At 72.1% G+C, this 17,237-nt stretch carries 16 protein-coding genes and 1 pseudogene; 6 read left to right on the top strand and 11 right to left on the bottom strand.

What is annotated here, in order from left to right; genetic code table 11:
- Positions 1-218: 218 nt before the first annotated feature.
- Positions 219-950: a VIT1/CCC1 transporter family protein gene (locus tag ACZ3TS_RS03325; protein ID WP_467613353.1), complete on the bottom strand. Its 732-nt coding sequence runs from the start codon at positions 948-950 to the stop codon at positions 219-221.
- A 266-nt stretch (positions 951-1,216) separates the two neighbouring features.
- Between ACZ3TS_RS03325 and ACZ3TS_RS03320 the strand changes: the two are divergent.
- The 6 genes and pseudogenes from ACZ3TS_RS03320 to ACZ3TS_RS03295 all read left to right on the top strand — a co-directional run.
- Positions 1,217-2,227, top strand: a pseudogene (locus ACZ3TS_RS03320) (ADP-ribosylglycohydrolase family protein); the annotation flags it as partial.
- 545 nt (positions 2,228-2,772) lie between these two features.
- A complete protein-coding gene (locus ACZ3TS_RS03315; protein ID WP_467613351.1) occupies positions 2,773-3,978 on the top strand; it encodes an ADP-ribosylglycohydrolase family protein in 1,206 nt (401 codons plus the stop codon).
- A 7-nt stretch (positions 3,979-3,985) separates the two neighbouring features.
- On the top strand, positions 3,986-5,140 hold the full coding sequence (locus tag ACZ3TS_RS03310; RefSeq protein ID WP_467613349.1) for an ADP-ribosylglycohydrolase family protein: 1,155 nt from the start codon (positions 3,986-3,988) through the stop codon (positions 5,138-5,140).
- A gap of 1 nt (position 5,141) precedes the next feature.
- Positions 5,142-6,521: an ADP-ribosylglycohydrolase family protein gene (locus ACZ3TS_RS03305; RefSeq protein WP_467613347.1), complete on the top strand. Its 1,380-nt coding sequence runs from the start codon at positions 5,142-5,144 to the stop codon at positions 6,519-6,521.
- On the top strand, positions 6,518-7,708 hold the full coding sequence (locus ACZ3TS_RS03300; protein WP_467613345.1) for a CaiB/BaiF CoA transferase family protein: 1,191 nt from the start codon (positions 6,518-6,520) through the stop codon (positions 7,706-7,708). Before ACZ3TS_RS03305 ends, ACZ3TS_RS03300 begins: the two co-directional genes overlap by 4 nt.
- Positions 7,705-8,550, top strand: a complete 846-nt coding sequence (locus ACZ3TS_RS03295) for an HpcH/HpaI aldolase/citrate lyase family protein (protein WP_467613343.1) — start codon at positions 7,705-7,707, stop codon at positions 8,548-8,550. The genes ACZ3TS_RS03300 and ACZ3TS_RS03295 overlap by 4 nt, the downstream gene beginning before the upstream one ends.
- An 81-nt stretch (positions 8,551-8,631) precedes the next feature.
- Here ACZ3TS_RS03295 and lgt read toward each other — a convergent pair whose 3' ends face one another.
- From lgt to ACZ3TS_RS03245, 10 genes are all read right to left on the bottom strand, one after another.
- Positions 8,632-9,630: a prolipoprotein diacylglyceryl transferase gene (gene lgt, locus ACZ3TS_RS03290; RefSeq protein ID WP_467613342.1), complete on the bottom strand. Its 999-nt coding sequence runs from the start codon at positions 9,628-9,630 to the stop codon at positions 8,632-8,634.
- Positions 9,631-9,748: 118 nt separating this feature from the next.
- Positions 9,749-10,525 (bottom strand): DsbA family protein, encoded by a 777-nt coding sequence (locus ACZ3TS_RS03285; protein WP_467613340.1) that lies wholly within the window; start codon positions 10,523-10,525, stop codon positions 9,749-9,751.
- A gap of 120 nt (positions 10,526-10,645) precedes the next feature.
- Positions 10,646-11,461 carry a tryptophan synthase subunit alpha gene (gene trpA, locus ACZ3TS_RS03280; protein WP_467613338.1) on the bottom strand — a complete coding sequence of 272 codons (816 nt, stop codon included), beginning with the start codon at positions 11,459-11,461 and terminating at the stop codon, positions 10,646-10,648.
- Positions 11,458-12,744 carry a tryptophan synthase subunit beta gene (trpB, locus tag ACZ3TS_RS03275; protein ID WP_467613336.1) on the bottom strand — a complete coding sequence of 429 codons (1,287 nt, stop codon included), beginning with the start codon at positions 12,742-12,744 and terminating at the stop codon, positions 11,458-11,460. Before trpB ends, trpA begins: the two co-directional genes overlap by 4 nt.
- Positions 12,745-12,871: 127 nt before the next feature.
- Positions 12,872-13,069, bottom strand: coding sequence for a tryptophan biosynthesis modulator TrpM (gene trpM, locus ACZ3TS_RS03270; protein ID WP_467613334.1), 198 nt, complete (start codon positions 13,067-13,069; stop codon positions 12,872-12,874).
- Between the two features lie 47 nt (positions 13,070-13,116).
- Complete coding sequence (gene trpC, locus ACZ3TS_RS03265; protein WP_467613332.1) at positions 13,117-13,926, bottom strand: indole-3-glycerol phosphate synthase TrpC; 810 nt, start codon at positions 13,924-13,926, stop codon at positions 13,117-13,119.
- Between the two features lie 176 nt (positions 13,927-14,102).
- Positions 14,103-14,561, bottom strand: a complete 459-nt coding sequence (locus ACZ3TS_RS03260; protein WP_467613330.1) for a DUF2752 domain-containing protein — start codon at positions 14,559-14,561, stop codon at positions 14,103-14,105.
- A 98-nt stretch (positions 14,562-14,659) separates the two neighbouring features.
- Positions 14,660-14,899, bottom strand: coding sequence for an HGxxPAAW family protein (locus ACZ3TS_RS03255; RefSeq protein ID WP_467613328.1), 240 nt, complete (start codon positions 14,897-14,899; stop codon positions 14,660-14,662).
- Positions 14,900-15,055: 156 nt separating this feature from the next.
- Positions 15,056-15,694, bottom strand: coding sequence for a TIGR02234 family membrane protein (locus ACZ3TS_RS03250; RefSeq protein ID WP_467613326.1), 639 nt, complete (start codon positions 15,692-15,694; stop codon positions 15,056-15,058).
- A 41-nt stretch (positions 15,695-15,735) separates the two neighbouring features.
- Positions 15,736-17,229, bottom strand: a complete 1,494-nt coding sequence (locus ACZ3TS_RS03245) for an anthranilate synthase component I (protein ID WP_467613324.1) — start codon at positions 17,227-17,229, stop codon at positions 15,736-15,738.
- Positions 17,230-17,237 lie beyond the last annotated feature (8 nt).

The following is a 17,237-nucleotide window of genomic DNA, read 5'->3' as shown; positions in this document are numbered from 1 at the left end:
GCGGCGCGGGTTCCACGTACGGCGATGGAATCGGGGGGCACAAGCGGACAGATCGGGTGTCCGTCGGCCCGGGTGCGGCAGGCTTCCTCGCCCACCACAATGTGTTGCGGAGCAGGCGTCATTGCCCGTGGCGCTTACGGCTCATGCCCGGTGGTTAAGCAGTCGAAACCGCCGAGTAACAACTACTTATGCGGTCCCTCGCATAAGTAGCGCGCCTGTCATCCTACGGCGGTACCGAACAGACCGCCCAGGACGTAGGTCACACCCGCCGCCGCACCACCCAGGGCGAGCTGCCGCAGACCGCTGTACCACCAACTGCGCGCCGTCACCTTGGCCACGACCGCGCCGCACGCGAAGAGCCCGGCCAGGGCGAGCAACACGGCGGGCCACAGGGCGTGGGCGCCGAGAAGATACGGCAGGACGGGCAGCAGGGCGCCCAGCGCGAACGATCCGAAGCTGGAGACCGCGGCGACCATCGGCGAGGGCAGGTCCCCCGGGGCCACGCCGAGCTCTTCGCGCGCGTGTATCTCCAGGGCCTGCTCGGGGTCGCGGGAGAGCTGCCTGGCGACCTCGCGGGCGAGTGCGGGCTCGACGCCGCGCGCCTCGTACAGCGCCGCCAGCTCCTCCTCCTCGTCCTCCGGATGCTTTCTCAACTCGCGGCGCTCGATGTCGAGTTCGGCCTCGACCAGCTCGCGCTGCGAGGCGACGGACGTGTACTCGCCGGCGGCCATGGAGAAGGCACCGGCGGCCAGCCCCGCGAGCCCGGTGATGACGATGGTCTGCTGACTGACGGCTCCGCCCGCGACACCCGTGATGAGGGCCAGGTTCGACACCAGCCCGTCCATCGCGCCGAAGACGGCCGGACGCAGCCAGCCGCCGTTCACATCGCGGTGGGTGTGGTTGTCCCGGTGCGCCTCGTGCAGCGTCGCTTCTGTGTCGATGATGGCCATAACCGGCCCCCCAGGTGCTTGTTTGGACTGCTTCCACTTTTCGACAACACCGAAAGTACGTCGGAAATTGCTTCACCGCCAGCAAGGGAAGGCTGGGCTAACCTGCGCTTTTACCCGTGACCGCTCATTCGATCAAGTCATTGCACAGATGTCGGTCGGGTGATGCTGGGGCCCGTGACGCTCTGCGGAACCGCTCCCGTGGGACAGATCCGCAAAGGGGTTCCGTGCCCCACGAACAGGGGGGTGCCTGAAAGGAGAGGCACCGTATGGCCATCGCCTGCATTCCCCCGGCCCCGGCGTCCGGGGACGCCACCGGTCTGCGTGAACGGGCGCGCGGCGCGCTGCTCGGCCTCGCCGTGGGGGACGCGCTGGGCGCGCCCGCCGAGAACATGAGGCCGTCGGAGATTCGCGCCCGCTGGGGCCGCATCACGGGATACGTCGCCGAGCAGCCCTCCGGCACGGACGACACCGAGTACGCGATCTTCTCGGGGCTGCTGCTGGCCCGGCACGGCTCGGCACTCACCGTGGCGCACGTGGAGACGGCCTGGCACCAGTGGATCGCGGACCGGGACGAGGGGCCGTTCCGAGGAGCGGGGTTCAGCGAGCGGGGCACGCTGGAGAACCTCCGCCGGGGCCTTGCGGCGCCCATCACGGCGCAGCACCGGCATGCCTGGAGCGACGGACTCGCCATGCGCGCGGCACCCTTCGGCGTCTTCGCCGCGGGCCGCCCCGCGGAGGCGGCTCGGCTCGTGGCGATCGACGGCTCGGTGAGCCACGAAGGGGAGGGCATCTACGGCGGCCAGGCGGTCGCGGCCGGGGTCGCGGCGGCGATGGCGGGTGCAACCACGACCGCCGTGGTGGCCTCGGCCCTCGCGGTCGTCCCCGACGACTCGTGGACGGCCCGCTCCCTGCGCCGCGCGGCCGCCGCGGCCCACCGGGGCGCACCCGCGGTCCGCTCCGCGGTGGTGATCGGCGGCTACCCCTGGACGGACCTCGCGCCCGAGGCGGTGGCCCTGGCTTTCGGCGCGTACGCGGCGGCGGACGGCGACTTCACGCAGTCCGTACTCACCGCGGTCAACATGGGCCGCGACGCCGACACCACGGCGGCGGTCGCGGGCGCCCTGGCGGGCGCGACCTGCGGGGTCTCGGCGATCCCGGCCGAGTGGGCGGCCGCGATCGGCCCGGCCCGGGGCCGCTGCCTGCCGTCCATGGAGGGCCACCACGTGCTGGACGTGGCGGAGCTCCTGACGCCGGGGGACGACGGGAAGTGGGGATCAGCGGTCGCGGGGTTGTGGGGCAGAGGAACAGGCATACGACAGAACGACCGCGCACGGCACGACATCCTGATCCACCACGACGGCCCTACACGGCAGGACGAAACCGCACGGGGTGGCGAACCGGCACGGGTTAGCGAACCGGCACGGGGTGGCGAACCGGCACGGGTTAGCGAACCGGCACGGCGTTCGCCGGCCGACGAGGAAGCCACACGGGTTGGCGAACCGGCACGGGATGGCGAACCGGCGCGGGATGGCGAACCCATGTGGTGTGGCGAACCAGTGCGGCAGCAGGATCCCGTACTGGCGTGCAACCCCGCGCACCAGAGCGATCCCGCAGGGGACGGCGGTCCCGCGCACCAACACGACCCAGCCAGCCATCCGGATCCCACCCAGCAGCACCACCCCGCAAGGACGGGCGAGACGGAACGGCAGAGCGATCCCGGACGCCTCGGCGATCCCCCAGGCTCCATCGACCCCGGAGGCCTCGGCGATCCCCGACGACCCAGCGATCCCGCGCGGCAGCGCGGGTCCGTGCTGCGGGAGGCGTGGCTGCATCCCGATCCGGCGGTGTACGCGGAGGCCGCGTACGTGGAGGCTGGGGACGAGGGCGAGGTGGAGTCGTGAGCGAGTCCGCGGCGCCCCGGCGGATCGAGGGCCTCCTGCTCGGGCTCGCCGCGGGGGACGCCGCCGGATGGCCCGCCGCCCGGCATCGGGCCGCCCGTATGCCCGAGTGGACCCGGCGGCTGACCCGTGAGCTGGACACCTTCGCCGAGCAGAACGCGACCACCACCCTGCCCGTGCCGATCGCCCTCAACCAGCCGCCGGAGCCACTGAGGCTCGGGCCCTCGGACGACGCCGAGTGGGCGGCCTTCGCCGCGCAAGCCGTGCTGCGGGCCGGGGACGGCAGCGGGCTCGGCGATCTCGACCGGCAGCGGAGGATGCGCGCGGCCATCGACCTCTCCTGGAACGCGGTCGCCGGTGAGGTCGCCGCCGCGGCCGACCGGGCCCCCGAGGTCGAGTCGGCGCGGTTGACCCTCCGGGCCCGGATCTCCGTGCGGGCGGGGCTCGGGAATCTGGCCACCGGGCTGCGCCCTCCCGCCACCGGCCACGACAACCCGCACTACTTCGACGACGCGGCCTGCGTACGGGCCTGCGTCCTCGCCGTGGCGCATCCGGGAGATCCCCGGCTCGCAGCCGAACTGGCCGAGTTCGACGCCCGCTACACCCAGGACGGCGACGGGGTGCACGGCGCCCGCGCCATGGCCGCGGCCCTCTCGCTCGCCCTGTCCGGGGAGGAGGTCGACGCGTGCGTGCGGGCCGCGGTCGCCGAGCTTCCCGAGTCCACCGAGATCGGCCGCAACGCCCGGCACGCGCTGAAGCTGGCCCACGACGGCGACGGAGCCTTCGCCGTGGTCCCGTCGCTGGAGCACCAGATCGTCGACCACGTCTACAGCTACGGCATCGCGGCCGCGGAGACCGTCCCGGTCGCGCTCGCCCTGGCGACGGCGGCCCGCGGCCGGATCGCGGAGGCCGTGCCCGCCGCCGCCTGCCTGTCCAGGGTCGCCGACTCCGCCCCGGCCCTGGCGGGCGCGCTCACCGGCGCGCTCGGCGGCGGCGTGGCCGTCCCGCCCGCCTGGCGCGAGGCCTGCCGCACCCTCTCCGGCTGCGTGCTGCCCCGTCTGACCGGCACGGATCTCGTACACCTCGCCGAACTCCTGGAGGCGACGGAACTGACCGGACCAGGTGGATGATTCGGACATGACGCCCACTTCTGACGAGACGATCCCTCTCGACGAACGCATCACCGGCGCCCTGGTCGGCGCCGCCGTCGGCGACGCCCTCGGCGGTCCCGTCGAGGGTCACTCCCCCGAGCAGATCGTCGAACGGCACGGCGGCCGCGTGCACGGGATCGTCGGACCCTGGCACGGCGACGCCTGGCGTACGGCCCGCCCCGTCGCCCCGTACCACAAGGGCGACGGCCACGTCACCGACGACACGTTGATGACCCATGCCCTGGTACGGGTCTACGCGGCCGTCCGCGACCACCTCGACGCGTACGCGGTCGCCGCGCACCTGGTCCCCGACCTGATGACGAACCCCCGCTGGATCCCCGAACTGGAGACGGAGGCGATCCCCCTCCAACGGATCTTCCTGGCGGAGAAGTGGCTGGTGGCCAGGCTGCACTACGGCCACATCGACCCGCGCGAGGCCGGCGTGGGCAACATCGTCAACTGCGGTGCCGCGATGTACATGGCACCGGTCGGCCTGGTCAACGCGGCCAACCCGGCGGGGGCGTACGCCGAGGCGCTGGACGTGGCGGGGGCGCATCAGTCGTCGTACGGCAGGGAGGCGGCCGGGGTGTTCGCGGCGGCGGTGGCGGCGGCGTGCGAACCGGGCGCGACACCCGACTCGGTCGTGGCCGCGTGCCTGTCCCTCGCGAAGGACGGGACGCGGGCCGCCATCGAGACGGTCTGCGACGCGGCCTCCCGCTACTCGGACTTCGAGGCGGCCCTGAGGCCGTTGCGGGAGGCGGTGGCGCCCTACGACACGGTCGGCCCCGACTACCGCGCACCGTCCCTGGGTGCCCGCCGCCCCTCCCGGGTCCATGCGATCGAGGAACTTCCGGTGGCACTGGGCATGATGATCGTGGCGCGCGGCGACTACCGCCACGCGGTGCTCGGCGCGGTGAACTACGGCCGGGACTGCGACTCCGTCGCGACGATGACGGGCGCGATCACCGGCGCCCTGGGCTCGGAGGTCCCGCCGTACTGGGCGAAGGCGGTCGCGGAGGCGAGCCGCCTCGACCTGCACGCCCCGGCGCGGACGCTCACGGAGATCACACGGGAGATCTTCGCCCGTGACGTCCGCCGCCGCCGAGCCCATGAGGCGGCGTTCACCGGGATCGGAGGCTGAGGTGCTCCGACTGACCTGGGTCCAGCCGGAGGACCTTCTCGGCCATGAGCTGCGCCAGGCGGCTCAGGAGGGCCGGGAGCCGTCGGCGATCGCGGCGAGGTGGAGGGCGGCGGGCGGCCCGGAGCTCCCACCGCGCGCGGGAGCATCACCCTCGTCGGCGTCACGGTACCTGCGCCTGCTGGCGGAGGACTTGTTGGACGAACTCGCCGACCTGCCCGGCGCGTTGACGGATGCCGAGCCGACGGACCTGACGAGGATCAAGGCGCTGTGCCCGGCTTGGCCCGCCCGGTCGGCGCCGGCCGGCGGACCCACCTCACGGGCAACGCCCACCGAAGGCAGCCTGGAAGCCGCCTGGCTCGGCCGGGCCGCCGGCTGTCTCCTCGGCAAACCCGTGGAAAGGCTCCCCCTCGACGGTATCCGCCGACTCGCCCGAGCCACCGGCAACTGGCCCCTGAACACATGGTTCACGGCTCGGGGAGTCCCCCGGGAACTGCTGGCGGAGCACCCCTGGAACCGCCGCTCCGCGCCCACCTCCCTGGCCGAGAACATCGACGGCATGCCCGAGGACGACGACCTCAACTACCCCCTCCTCAACCTCATGTTGCTCAGTCGCCACGGCAAGACGTTCACCACCACCGACGTGGCCCGACTCTGGCTCGACGAACTCCCCGCCGGCCGCACCTTCACCGCCGAACGCATCGCCTACCGCAACCTCCTCTCCGGCCTCGAACCCCCGCGCACGGCCCGCCACCGCAACCCGTTCCGCGAGTGGATCGGCGCCCTCATCCGTGCCGACGTACACGGCTGGACGAACCCGGGCGACCCGGCGGGCGCGGCCGAACAGGCGCACCGCGACGCCACTCTCACGCACACCGCGAACGGCGTCTACGCGGCGATGTTCACCGCGGCCACCATCGCCGAGGCGGCCACCGGTGTGCACGACGTCCACCACTGCCTGCGCACCGGCCTCACCGTCGTCCCACCCGCCTCCCGACTCGCCCGCGCCATCCATGAGGCGATTCGACTGGCCGGCTCCACTAAGGACTTCGATGCGGTCGTCGACGAGCTCCACACCACGCACCGCGACTACCACTGGGTCCACGCCGTCCCCAACACGGCCCTGATCGCCGCCGCCCTCACCCACGCCGACGGCGACTTCACCGGCTCCATCTGCCGTGCCGTGTCCGGAGGCTGGGACACCGACTCCAACGGTGCGACGGCGGGCAGCGTCGCGGGTCTGCTGGCCGGACACCCCACCGAGCTCCCCGACCGCTGGACGGCCCCTCTCAAGAACCGGCTGACCACGTCCGTCGGCGACTTCAACGGCATCGCTTTCGACGCCCTGGCCCACCTCACGCACCGGGAAACCCACCGCTCATGACCCCACCCCTCACCGGCCTGCGAGTCCTCGATCTCGCCACCCTCTTCGCCGGTCCCCTCGCCGCCACCCTGCTCGGTGACTTCGGAGCCGAGGTCATCAAGGTCGAGCACCCGGCCAAACCGGATCCCTCCCGCGGGCACGGCCCGGCGAAGAACGGGGTGGGTCTGTGGTGGAAGCTGCTGGGCCGCAACAAGCGCACGATGACGCTCGACCTGTCCAAGCCCGGCGGCCGTACGACGCTGCTGCGCCTCGCCGCCACCGCCGACGTGATCGTGGAGAACTTCCGCCCGGGCACCCTGGAGAAGTGGGCCCTGGGCTGGGAGGAGCTGTCGGCCGCCAACCCCCGACTGGTCCTCGCCCGGGTGACCGCCTTCGGCCAGTTCGGCCCGTACGCGCACCGCCCGGGCTTCGGCACGCTCGCGGAGGCGATGAGCGGATTCGCGGCCATCACCGGGGAGCCGGCCGCACCGCCGACTCTTCCGCCGTTCGGTCTGGCCGACTCGATCGCGGGCCTGGCGACGGCGTACGCGGTGATGACGGCGCTCGCGGCCCGGGATCGCACGGGCGCGGGCCAGGTGGTGGACATGGCGATCATCGAACCGATCCTCACGGTCCTCGGACCACAGCCGGTCTGGTACGACCAGTTGGGTCACGTCCAGCGGCGCGCCGGCAACCGGTCCCAGAACAACGCCCCGCGCAACACCTACCGCACCGCGGACGGCGGCTGGGTCGCGGTGTCGACCTCCGCCCAGTCCGTCGCCGAGCGGGTGATGCGTCTGGTCGGCCGTCCGGAGCTGATCGACGAGCCGTGGTTCGCGACGGGCGCGGACCGCGCCCTGCACGCCGATGTGCTCGACGAGGCGGTCGGCGAGTGGATCGCCCGTCGTCCTCGCGCGGAGGTCCTCAAGGCGTTCGAGAGGGCGGAGGCCGCGGTGGCGCCGGTCCAGGACGTACGGGATGTGATGACCGACCCCCAGTACACGGCGCTGGACACCATCACGACGATCCCCGACGACCCCGAACTGGGACGGCTGCGCATGCAGAACGTCCTGTTCCGCCTCTCCGCCACGCCCGGTGTGATCCGCTGGGCGGGCCGTCCGCACGGTGCGGACACCGCGGCGGTCCTGACCGAGCTGGGCCTTTCCGCCCCGGAGATCGCCGCCCTCGAAGCGGAGGGCGCCCTGTGACCGCTAGTCCGGGTTTTCCCCCTCTCACCTGGCTGTACGCTCCGGGGGACCGCCCGGCGGTGGTCGGCAAGGCGCTGGCGTCCGGGGCGGACGTGGTGCTGATCGACCTGGAGGACGCGGTCGCCCCGGACCGCAAGGAGTACGCGCGGGCGGCGACCGCGGAACGGCTGACCGAGCGCCCTGCGGTACCGGTCCACGTCCGGGTGAACGCGCTGGACAGTCCCTGGGCGGAGGCGGACCTCGCGGCGCTGACGGCACTGCCCGGCCTCTCGGGCCTGCGCATGCCCAAGGTGACGTCACCGTCGGACGTGGTCCGGGTGGCGGAACGGGCCGCACCGGCGGAGGGCGGGGCGGTCCCCCTCTACGCGCTCCTGGAGACGGCCCTGGGCGTGGAGCAGGCGTTCACGATCGCCTCGGCCCATCCGGCCGTACGGGGGATCGCGCTGGGCGAGTCCGATCTGCGGGCGGACCTGGGCGTGCGGGAGGACGCGGGCCTGGACTGGTCGCGGGCGCGCGTGGTGGTGGCCGCACGCGCCGCGGCTCTGCCTCCGCCGGCCCAGTCGGTCTACCCGGACACAAGGGACCTCGTGGGTCTGGCGGACTCCTGTGCCCACGGGCGCACCCTCGGCTTCCTGGGCCGCGCGGCCATCCACCCCCGTCAGCTCCCGGTCATCGAACGCGCCTACGCACCCAGAGCGGAGGAGATCTCCAGGGCGGAGGAGATCCTGAAGGCGGCGGCCAGGGAACCGGGCGCCCAGGCCCTCCCCGACGGCCGCTTCATCGACACGGCGGTGGTGAGGGAGGCGCAGCGCACCCTGTCACTGGCACGCAGAAGACGCTGAGGATTGCGAACACCGGGGGCGCCGTGTCCGCGGCCACGGCATCCGCGGCCACGGCGCCCCCGGCCACGTACGAGAAGCCCGTCAGCCCTTCTTCGCCGACTCGGGCTCGTCCACCGCATCGGTGTCGTCCGACGGCCCGGTCCCGCTCTCCGGGGCCTTCGGCTCGTCGTCCTCCGGCTCCGGCTTCTTCTCCAGATCCACGGAGTCGCCGTCTGCCTCGGTCTCCGCGTCCGAGGGGACCTCCTCGGAGGCGGCCTCGTCGGAGGCGCCCGGTTCCACGACTTCCTCCCGCCCTGGCCGCAGCCGCGACGACAGCACGATGTAGGTCACGGCGAGCAGGAACACGATCATCGCGGTCCAGTCGTTCAGCCGCAGGCCGAGGATGTGGTGCGCGTCGTCGACCCGCATGTACTCGATCCAGCCGCGGCCCACGCAGTACGCGGCCACGTACAGGGCGAACGCCCGCCCGTGACCCAGCTTGAAGCGGCGGTCCGCCCAGATCACCAGGAACCCGACCCCGATGCACCAGAGCGACTCGTACAGGAACGTCGGATGGTAGTACCCCGGAACCCGCCCGTCCGTCGACGAGGTGATGTGCAGCGCCCACGGCAGATCCGTCGGCCGTCCGTACAGCTCCTGGTTGAACCAGTTGCCCCAGCGGCCGATCGCCTGCGCGAAGGCGATCCCGGGCGCGACGGCATCGGCGTAGGCGGGCAGCGTGATACCCCTGCGTCGGCAGCCGATCCACGCGCCGACCGCCCCGAGGGCGATGGCGCCCCAGATGCCGAGCCCGCCCTGCCAGACCTTGAAGGCGTCCACCCAGTTGCGGCCGTTGCTGAAGTACAGCTCGTAGTCCGTGATCACGTGGTACAGCCGTCCGCCCACGAGGCCGAACGGAACGGCCCAGACCGCGATGTCGGCCACCGTGCCGGACCGGCCGCCACGGGCGACCCAGCGCTTGTTGCCGAGCCATACGGCTACGAAGACACCGATGATGATGCAGAAGGCGTAGCCGCGCAGCGGAATGGGGCCGAGATTCAGCACTCCGCGCGACGGGCTGGGAATGAAGGCAAGTTCCATGGCAGGAACGACGCTACCCTGCCGGACACACAGCGTGGCAACCCACCTGGCTACGGGTCCATAACATAGACCACCCCCGGCACGTCAGCACCGGGGGCATCACTGGCCACAGACCGCCTCAGGACTTGTTCGCCGCCTCCACGAGCTGCTTCAGCTTGGCCGGCGTCATCGACTGGTCCGCGTAGATGTTTTTGCCGTCGAGGAGGACGGTCGGCGTGCCCGTGAAGCCGCTGCTCTGGAACGCGGCGTTCGACTTCACCACCCAGCTGTCGTGCGTGCCGTCCTTGACGCACTTCTCGAACGTGGGCGTGTTCAGACCGCTCACCTTGCCCGCCAGCTCGATGAGCTTGTCGTTGTCCGCGTAGGTGTCCTGCGTTTCCTTGGGCTGGTTCTGGTACAGCACGTCGTGGTAGTCCCGGAACTTGCCGGCGTCCTGCGCACATGCTGCCGCGTTGGCCGCGCGCAGCGAGCCGCTGCCGCCCAGGTTTCCGTCGATGAGCGTGACCAGGTGGTACTCGACCTTCAGCTGTCCGGCGTCGACCAGCTGGTGGATCGTCGGACGGTAGGCGGTCTCGAAGGCCTGGCAGGCAGGGCAGCGGAAGTCCTCCCACACCGTGAGGGTCGACTTGGCGGAGTCCTTGCCGAGCGGGATCGCGAGACTGTCCTTGCCCGTCGCCCCCGAAGGCGCGATGGCCGGGCCGGCGGTGCTGCTCTTGCCGCTCTTGCCGGAGTTCGCAGCCAGCACGCCCACCACCGTCGCCAAGGCCAGAACGCAGACGACCGAGGCGCCCACGATCAGGGCCCGACGGCGCTTCTCCGCGGCCTTCCGCTTCTCTCGCTCGACCACCAGCCGCTCACGGGCGGTGCGCTTTCCATCACGGTTCTTCTCGCTCACATCCGGCAGAACGAACCGGGGAGGCGCAGCGCGCCTCCCCGGCCCCAGGTCCACCCGTTCGGGTGAGCGAATTTTCTGTTATGCGCGAGCTTCACCCCTGTGAGTGGCGACAGTGGGGTGTCACGCGTTGCCGCGGACGCCCTCGGCCAGCTCGCCCGCCAGCGCCCGTACGGCGTCCAGGGCGGACGCCTCGTCCTTCGCGTCCAGCATCCGCTTCACGAACGCCGAGCCGACGATCACTCCGTCGGCGAAGCCGGCCACCTCGGCGGCCTGCGCCGCGTTGGAGACGCCGAGGCCGACACAGACGGGCAGGTCGGTGGTCGCCCGGGTACGGCGGACCAGGTCCTGGGCCTGCGCTCCGACCGTCTCGCGGGTACCGGTGACGCCCATGAGCGAGGCCGCGTAGACGAAGCCGGAGCCCGCAGCGGTGATCTCGGCGAGCCGCTCGTCCTTGCTGCTGGGAGCGACCACGAAGACCGTGGCGAGCCCGTGCTTCTCGGCGTGCTCCCTCCACAGGTCCGACTCCTGCACGGGCAGGTCCGGCAGGATGCAACCCGCACCGCCCGCCTCGGCCAACTCGGCGGTGAAGCGTTCCACGCCGTAGCGGTCGATCGGATTCCAGTACGTCATCACGAGCACCGGCTTGCCGGTCGCCTCGTACACCTCACGAACCGTGCGCATGACATCGGCGATCTTCACTCCGCCGCGCAGCGCGATGTCGTCGGCGGTCTGGATGACGGGACCGTCGAGGACGGGGTCGCTGTGCGGCAGGCCCACCTCGACGACGTCGGCGCCGCCCTCCAGGACCGCCTTGATCGCCGCGATGCCGCCGTCGACGGTCGGGAAGCCCGCCGGCAGGTAGGCGATGAGCGCGGACCGCCCGTCCGTCCTGGCGGCGGCGAGGGTGTCGGACAGCAGCTGAATGTTCCCGCTCACTTGCCGTCCCCCTCGATCTCCGCGGCGTCGCTGTCGGCGTCCGCGGCGACGGACGCGTCGGTGTCGTACAGGCCGAAGTAACGGGCGGCCGTGTCCATGTCCTTGTCGCCGCGCCCGGACAGATTGACGACGATCAGCCCGTCCTTGCCCAGCTCCCTGCCGACCTCCAGGGCGCCGGCGAGCGCGTGCGCGCTCTCGATGGCCGGGATGATCCCCTCGGTGCGGGACAACAGGCGCAGGGCCTGCATGGCCGCGTCGTCGGTGACGGCCCGGTACTCGCCGCGGCCGATGTCCTTGAGGTAGGAGTGCTCGGGGCCGATGCCCGGGTAGTCGAGGCCCGCGGAGATCGAGTACGGCTCGGTGATCTGGCCTTCCTCGTCCTGAAGCACATACGACCGGGATCCGTGCAGGATGCCGGGCTCGCCGGCGGTGAGGGTGGCGGCGTGCTCACCGGTCTCGACGCCGTGGCCGGCGGGCTCGCAGCCGATGAGACGGACGGACGTGTCGGGGATGAAGGCGTGGAACAGCCCGATGGCGTTGGAGCCGCCGCCCACACAGGCGATGGCCGCGTCGGGCAGGCGCCCGGCACGCTCGAGGAGCTGCCGCCGCGCCTCCACACCGATCACACGGTGGAAGTCCCGCACCATGGCCGGGAAGGGGTGCGGCCCCGCCACCGTGCCGAAGAGGTAGTGGGTGTGGTCGACGTTGGCGACCCAGTCGCGGAACGCCTCGTTGATGGCGTCCTTGAGGGTGCGGGAGCCGGACTTCACGGCGATGACCTCGGCACCGAGCATGCGCATGCGGGCGACGTTGAGGGCCTGCCGCCGGGTGTCGATCTCACCCATGTAGATGGTGCAGTCGAGCCCGAAGAGGGCGCAGGCGGTGGCGGTGGCGACGCCGTGCTGGCCGGCACCGGTCTCCGCGATGACCCGCGTCTTGCCCATCCTCTTGGTGAGGAGAGCCTGACCGAGCACATTGTTGATCTTGTGGGAGCCGGTGTGGTTGAGGTCCTCGCGCTTCAGGAACACCCGGGCGCCACCGGCGTGTTCGGCGAATCGCGGCACCTCGGTCAGGGCGCTGGGCCGGCCGGTGTAGTGGACGAGCAGGTCGTCGAGCTCGCGGGCGAACTCGGGGTCGGCCTTCGCCTTCTCGTACTCGACGGCGACCTCGTCCACGGCGGCGACAAGGGCCTCCGGAATGAACTTGCCGCCGAACGCGCCGAAGTACCCCTCGGCGCTGGGAACCTGACCCTCCGGGTCGGGAAGGAAGAACTGGCTGGGCATGCGGACACCTCGCAGGGGCAAAGCCCCGGGGTTGGTCGGACTGAGGGTGACATCGGTCGCGTGCGCGCGCCGACCAACGCCTGCCGCTCTCCCCGCCCGCCCTTGCTTCGGGCAGTCCGGCGGGGGTTCAGCTCACCGAAGGTGACGGCGCGCACGCGGGGTGACGCCATCGCATCCCGTTCACCTGCCCCGGCTCGTCACCGATGACATACCGAACCCGTCGCCCGTGCACCCGCCGCGCGGGAGCCCGGCAGCCGCGCGGTCGGCACCCACGGGCGAGGCGGGCATACGGATCCCTGGTCGCCACGGTGATCGGAAGCATCATCGGCGCCAACTCTACCGGCGTACGGCCATTCGCGTGCCCACCGGACGTCAGCCCCGCCCGTGCCGCAGCGCCGGGTGCGCGCCCGCCGCGACCAGGTCGGCGACCGCCGTCTTCGGGTCGCGTCCGGTCACCAGCGACTCGCCGACGAGCACCGCGTCGGCGCCCTCGTTGGCGTACGCGATCAGGTCGTGCGGCCCGCGGACCCCGGACTCGGCGACCTTCACGATGCCCTCGGGGACCTCGGGGGCGACCCGTTCGAACGTCGAGCGGTCGACTTCCAGGGTCTTCAGGTTGCGCGCGTTGATGCCGATCACCTTGGCGCCGGCATCCACCGCCCGCTCGGCCTCCTCCTCGTCGTGCACCTCGACGAGCGGCGTGAGCCCGATGGACTCGGCGCGTTCGATGAGGGACTCCAGGGCGGGCTGGTCGAGGGCGGCGACGATCAGCAACACGAGGTCGGCGCCGTACGCCCGGGCTTCCCAGAGCTGGTACGAGGTGACGATGAAGTCCTTGCGCAGCACCGGGATGTCGACCCGGGCCCGCACGGCCTCCAGGTCGGCCAGCGAACCGCCGAAGCGGCGCTGCTCGGTGAGGACGGAGATGACGGCCGCGCCGCCCGCCTCGTAGTCCGCAGCGAGCCCCGCCGGATCGGCGATCGCGGCGAGCGCGCCCTTGGACGGGCTGGAGCGCTTGACCTCACAGATCACCTTGACGCCCTCACCGCGCAGGGCGGCGACGCCGTCCTTGGCGGCGGGAGCCTTCGCCGCGCGCTCCTTGAGCTCGTCGAGGCTGACGCGCGCCTGCCGCTCCGCGAGGTCGGCACGGACTCCGTCGATGATCTCGTCGAGCACACTCACGCGAGCGGCCCCCTTCCTGGCGGTTGATGATTCAAGAAGCTCACCGGGGTTGAGCCTCGGACCACCGGACCGCCTCGGCGGGCGAAACCGATCGTCACTGTGATGGTATCCGGAGGAGGGCGTAGGCCTCGCATCCGGTTGACGGCGGTCCCACTACCTGGACATTCACCGATTGATCAAGGATGCAGCCAGCCACCGAACGGCAGGTTCCGGACAACCGTGAAGACCAGCAGCAGGGCGCCCAGGCTCCACAGGTGCACCGGCTGGAGGTCGATCCGCAGTGGCCGCCCCCGCGCCGCGCGGACCGCCCAGAGGGTCCACCCGACCGCGAAGACCAGATAGCCGACAACGGCCAGGGCGTTGTCCTGAAGCGCCGTCAAAAAGTCCCCGTGCGCGAAGGCATGGGCACTGCGCAGCCCACCGCAGCCGGGGCAGTACACGCCCGTGTAGCGCAGCAGCGGGCAGACCGGGTAGTGCCCGGGTTGGTCGGGGTCCACCGCCCCGACGTAGACGAAGGCCCCGAGGACGCCCGCGAGCACACCGGAGGGCACGGCGGTCCGCCGGAGCACGGCGACGGCTCCGGTGTCCGTACGGGTCGGCGTCACGCTGGGGGATTCGGCGTTCACCCCACGCATTCTGCCCTTGCCCCGCCCGGACCGCCCACCGCACCCGGAAACGCGGGAGGCCCCGCGCTCGTGCCCGGGGCCGCCTCTCGTGTCAGCTCGGCGAGGGATCAGCTCTCCGTCGCACTCGCGGGCTGATGCGCCGACCGCGCCGGCGTCTTCGGCTGGCCGAGGCCCAGCTGGCGCATGAGGCCGCCGACGACGCCGCCGACGCCGACGATCACGAGGCCCGCCCAGAAGCCGACGGGCTGGGCCATCACGGTGAAGGCGCCCGAGACGCAGAAACCGATGAAGGCGATGATGACACCGGTCCAGGCGGCCGGGGTGTGACCGTGGCTGCTGCCCGCCATGACTTGCTCCTCGTTAGCTGTATGTGCATGTGTGAGCCGGACGCTCGGCGTCATTGTCCCGTACCCGCGCGTATGAGGTGAGCTCGGGGTCGCTCCGCGGAGGGGACGGTTCGCCTTCGGCACGCCGCCCACGCGCCGTGGGCGGCGGCCCGGCGGTCAGGCTCCTGTGGGGTCCTCACCCCGGTCGAGTGCCTTCCAGAGGTCCTCGGGGCGGTCCGGGTCGACGGGCTTCTCCTTGCGCGGCCGGGGGGTCCCGTCGCGCTCGTAACGGCCCGACATCACGGGCCACAGCCGGCCGTAGAGCATGGCGAGCAGTCCGGCGAGAAGGAGGAGCGCGCCACCGACAGCCGCGACATAGGGCCAGGCGGTGTGCGTGAGGGCGGTGGCGGTCGCGGAAGTGTCGCCGGCCGCCTGCGCCGCCTTCTCGTCGAGCGCCGAGTTGTCGGTGGCGCCGAGCAGCGCCGCGGCGACGGTGCCAGCGCCGGAGAGCGCGAGCAGTCCGGCGACGAGCAGGCGTCCGGCCCTGCGGACCGCGAAGACAGCGACGAGTGCGGCCAGGCCCACTATGGCGAGGGCCGCGGGCACGCCCGTGACATCGCTGCCCTTGGCGCTCAGCGAGTAGTCGCCGCCGGCCACCGCCACGGTCCCCGCCGACCAGCCCCGACGGGAGGAGAGCAGCGCCAGGGCCGCGCCGAGCGCCCCGCACAGCAGGGCCAGGGCGAGGCTGCGGCGGCCGGACCGGACGGGTGCGGCGGCCTCGGACCGGGGGTGGGGTACGGCAGTCATGTGCTCCACTATCGCGTGAACCCCGGGCGAACCGTCACCCGGGGTTCATCTCAGGCCTTCCCCAGACGATTTGCCGTGTGCACCGCGCGCAGGACCGCCGCGGCCTTGTTGCGGCACTCGTTGTCCTCAGCGACCGGGTCGGAGTCGGCCACGATGCCGGCTCCGGCCTGCACGTACGCCGTGCCGTCCCGCAGCAGCGCCGTACGGATCGCGATGGCGGTGTCGGAGTCGCCCGCGAAGTCGAGGTAGCCGACACAGCCGCCGTACAGCCCGCGCCGGGACGGCTCGAGCTCGTCGATGATCTGCATCGCGCGCGGCTTGGGCGCCCCGGAGAGCGTGCCGGCCGGGAAGCAGGCCGTCAGGACGTCGAAGGCGGTGCGGCCCGCGGCGACCCGGCCGGTCACGGTCGAGACGATGTGCATCACATGCGAGTACCGCTCGATGGACATGAAGTCGACGACCTCGACCGAGCCGGGCTCGCAGACCCGTCCGAGGTCGTTGCGGCCGAGGTCGACGAGCATGAGGTGCTCGGCGCGTTCCTTGGGGTCGGCCAGCAGTTCCTCGGCGAGCGCCTGGTCCTCCTGCGGGGTCGCGCCGCGGTGCCGGGTGCCCGCGATGGGGTGGACCATCGCCCGGCCGTCCTCGACCTTCACCAACGCTTCCGGGCTGGACCCGACGACGTCGAAGCCCTCGAAGCGGAACAGGTACATGTACGGGGACGGGTTGGTGGCCCGCAGCACCCGGTACACGTCCAACGCGCTCGCCCTGCACGGTGTCTCGAAGCGCTGCGAGGGGACGACCTGGAAGGCCTCACCCGCGCGGATGCGCTCCTTGATGTCCTCGACGGCCTCCCGGAAGTCCTCGCCGCCCCACAGGGCCGTGTACTCGGGCAGTTCGGAGGGCGGGAGCACGGCGGGCGGCTGGGCGACGGGGCGGGACAGGTCGGCCTCCATCGCGTCGAGGCGGGCCACGGCGTCCGCGTAGGCCTCGTCGACGCCCGTGTCGAGGTCGTTGTGGTTGATCGCGTTGGCGATCAGCAGGACCGAGCCCTCCCAGTGGTCCATGACCGCGAGGTCGCTGGTGAGCAGCATGGTGAGCTCGGGAAGCCCGAGGTCGTCGCGTTCGCCGGGACCGATCTTCTCCAGGCGGCGCACGATGTCGTAGCCCAGATAGCCGACCATGCCACCGGTGAAGGGCGGCAGGCCCAGGTCGTGGGCGAGGTCGCGGGGGGTGTGCAGGGCCTCGATGGTGGCGCGCAGGGCGGCCGGCGGGTCGCCCTCGACGGGGACGCCGACGGGCGGGGTACCGAGCCAGTGGGCCTGGCCGTCCCGCTCGGTGAGCGTCGCCGCCGAGCGCACGCCCACGAAGGAGTAGCGGGACCAGGAGCGGCCGTTCTCCGCCGACTCCAGCAGGAACGTGCCGGGGCGCTCCGCGGCGAGTTTGCGGTAGAGCGCGACGGGCGTGTCGCCGTCGGCGAGGAGCTTGCGCGTGACCGGGATGACGCGGCGGTCGGTGGCCAGCTTGCGGAACGTCTCGAGGTCCATGGCGGCAG

This window comes from Streptomyces sp. NPDC022910, assembly GCF_055561075.1.
This window is presented reverse-complemented; position numbering and strand designations above follow the sequence as displayed.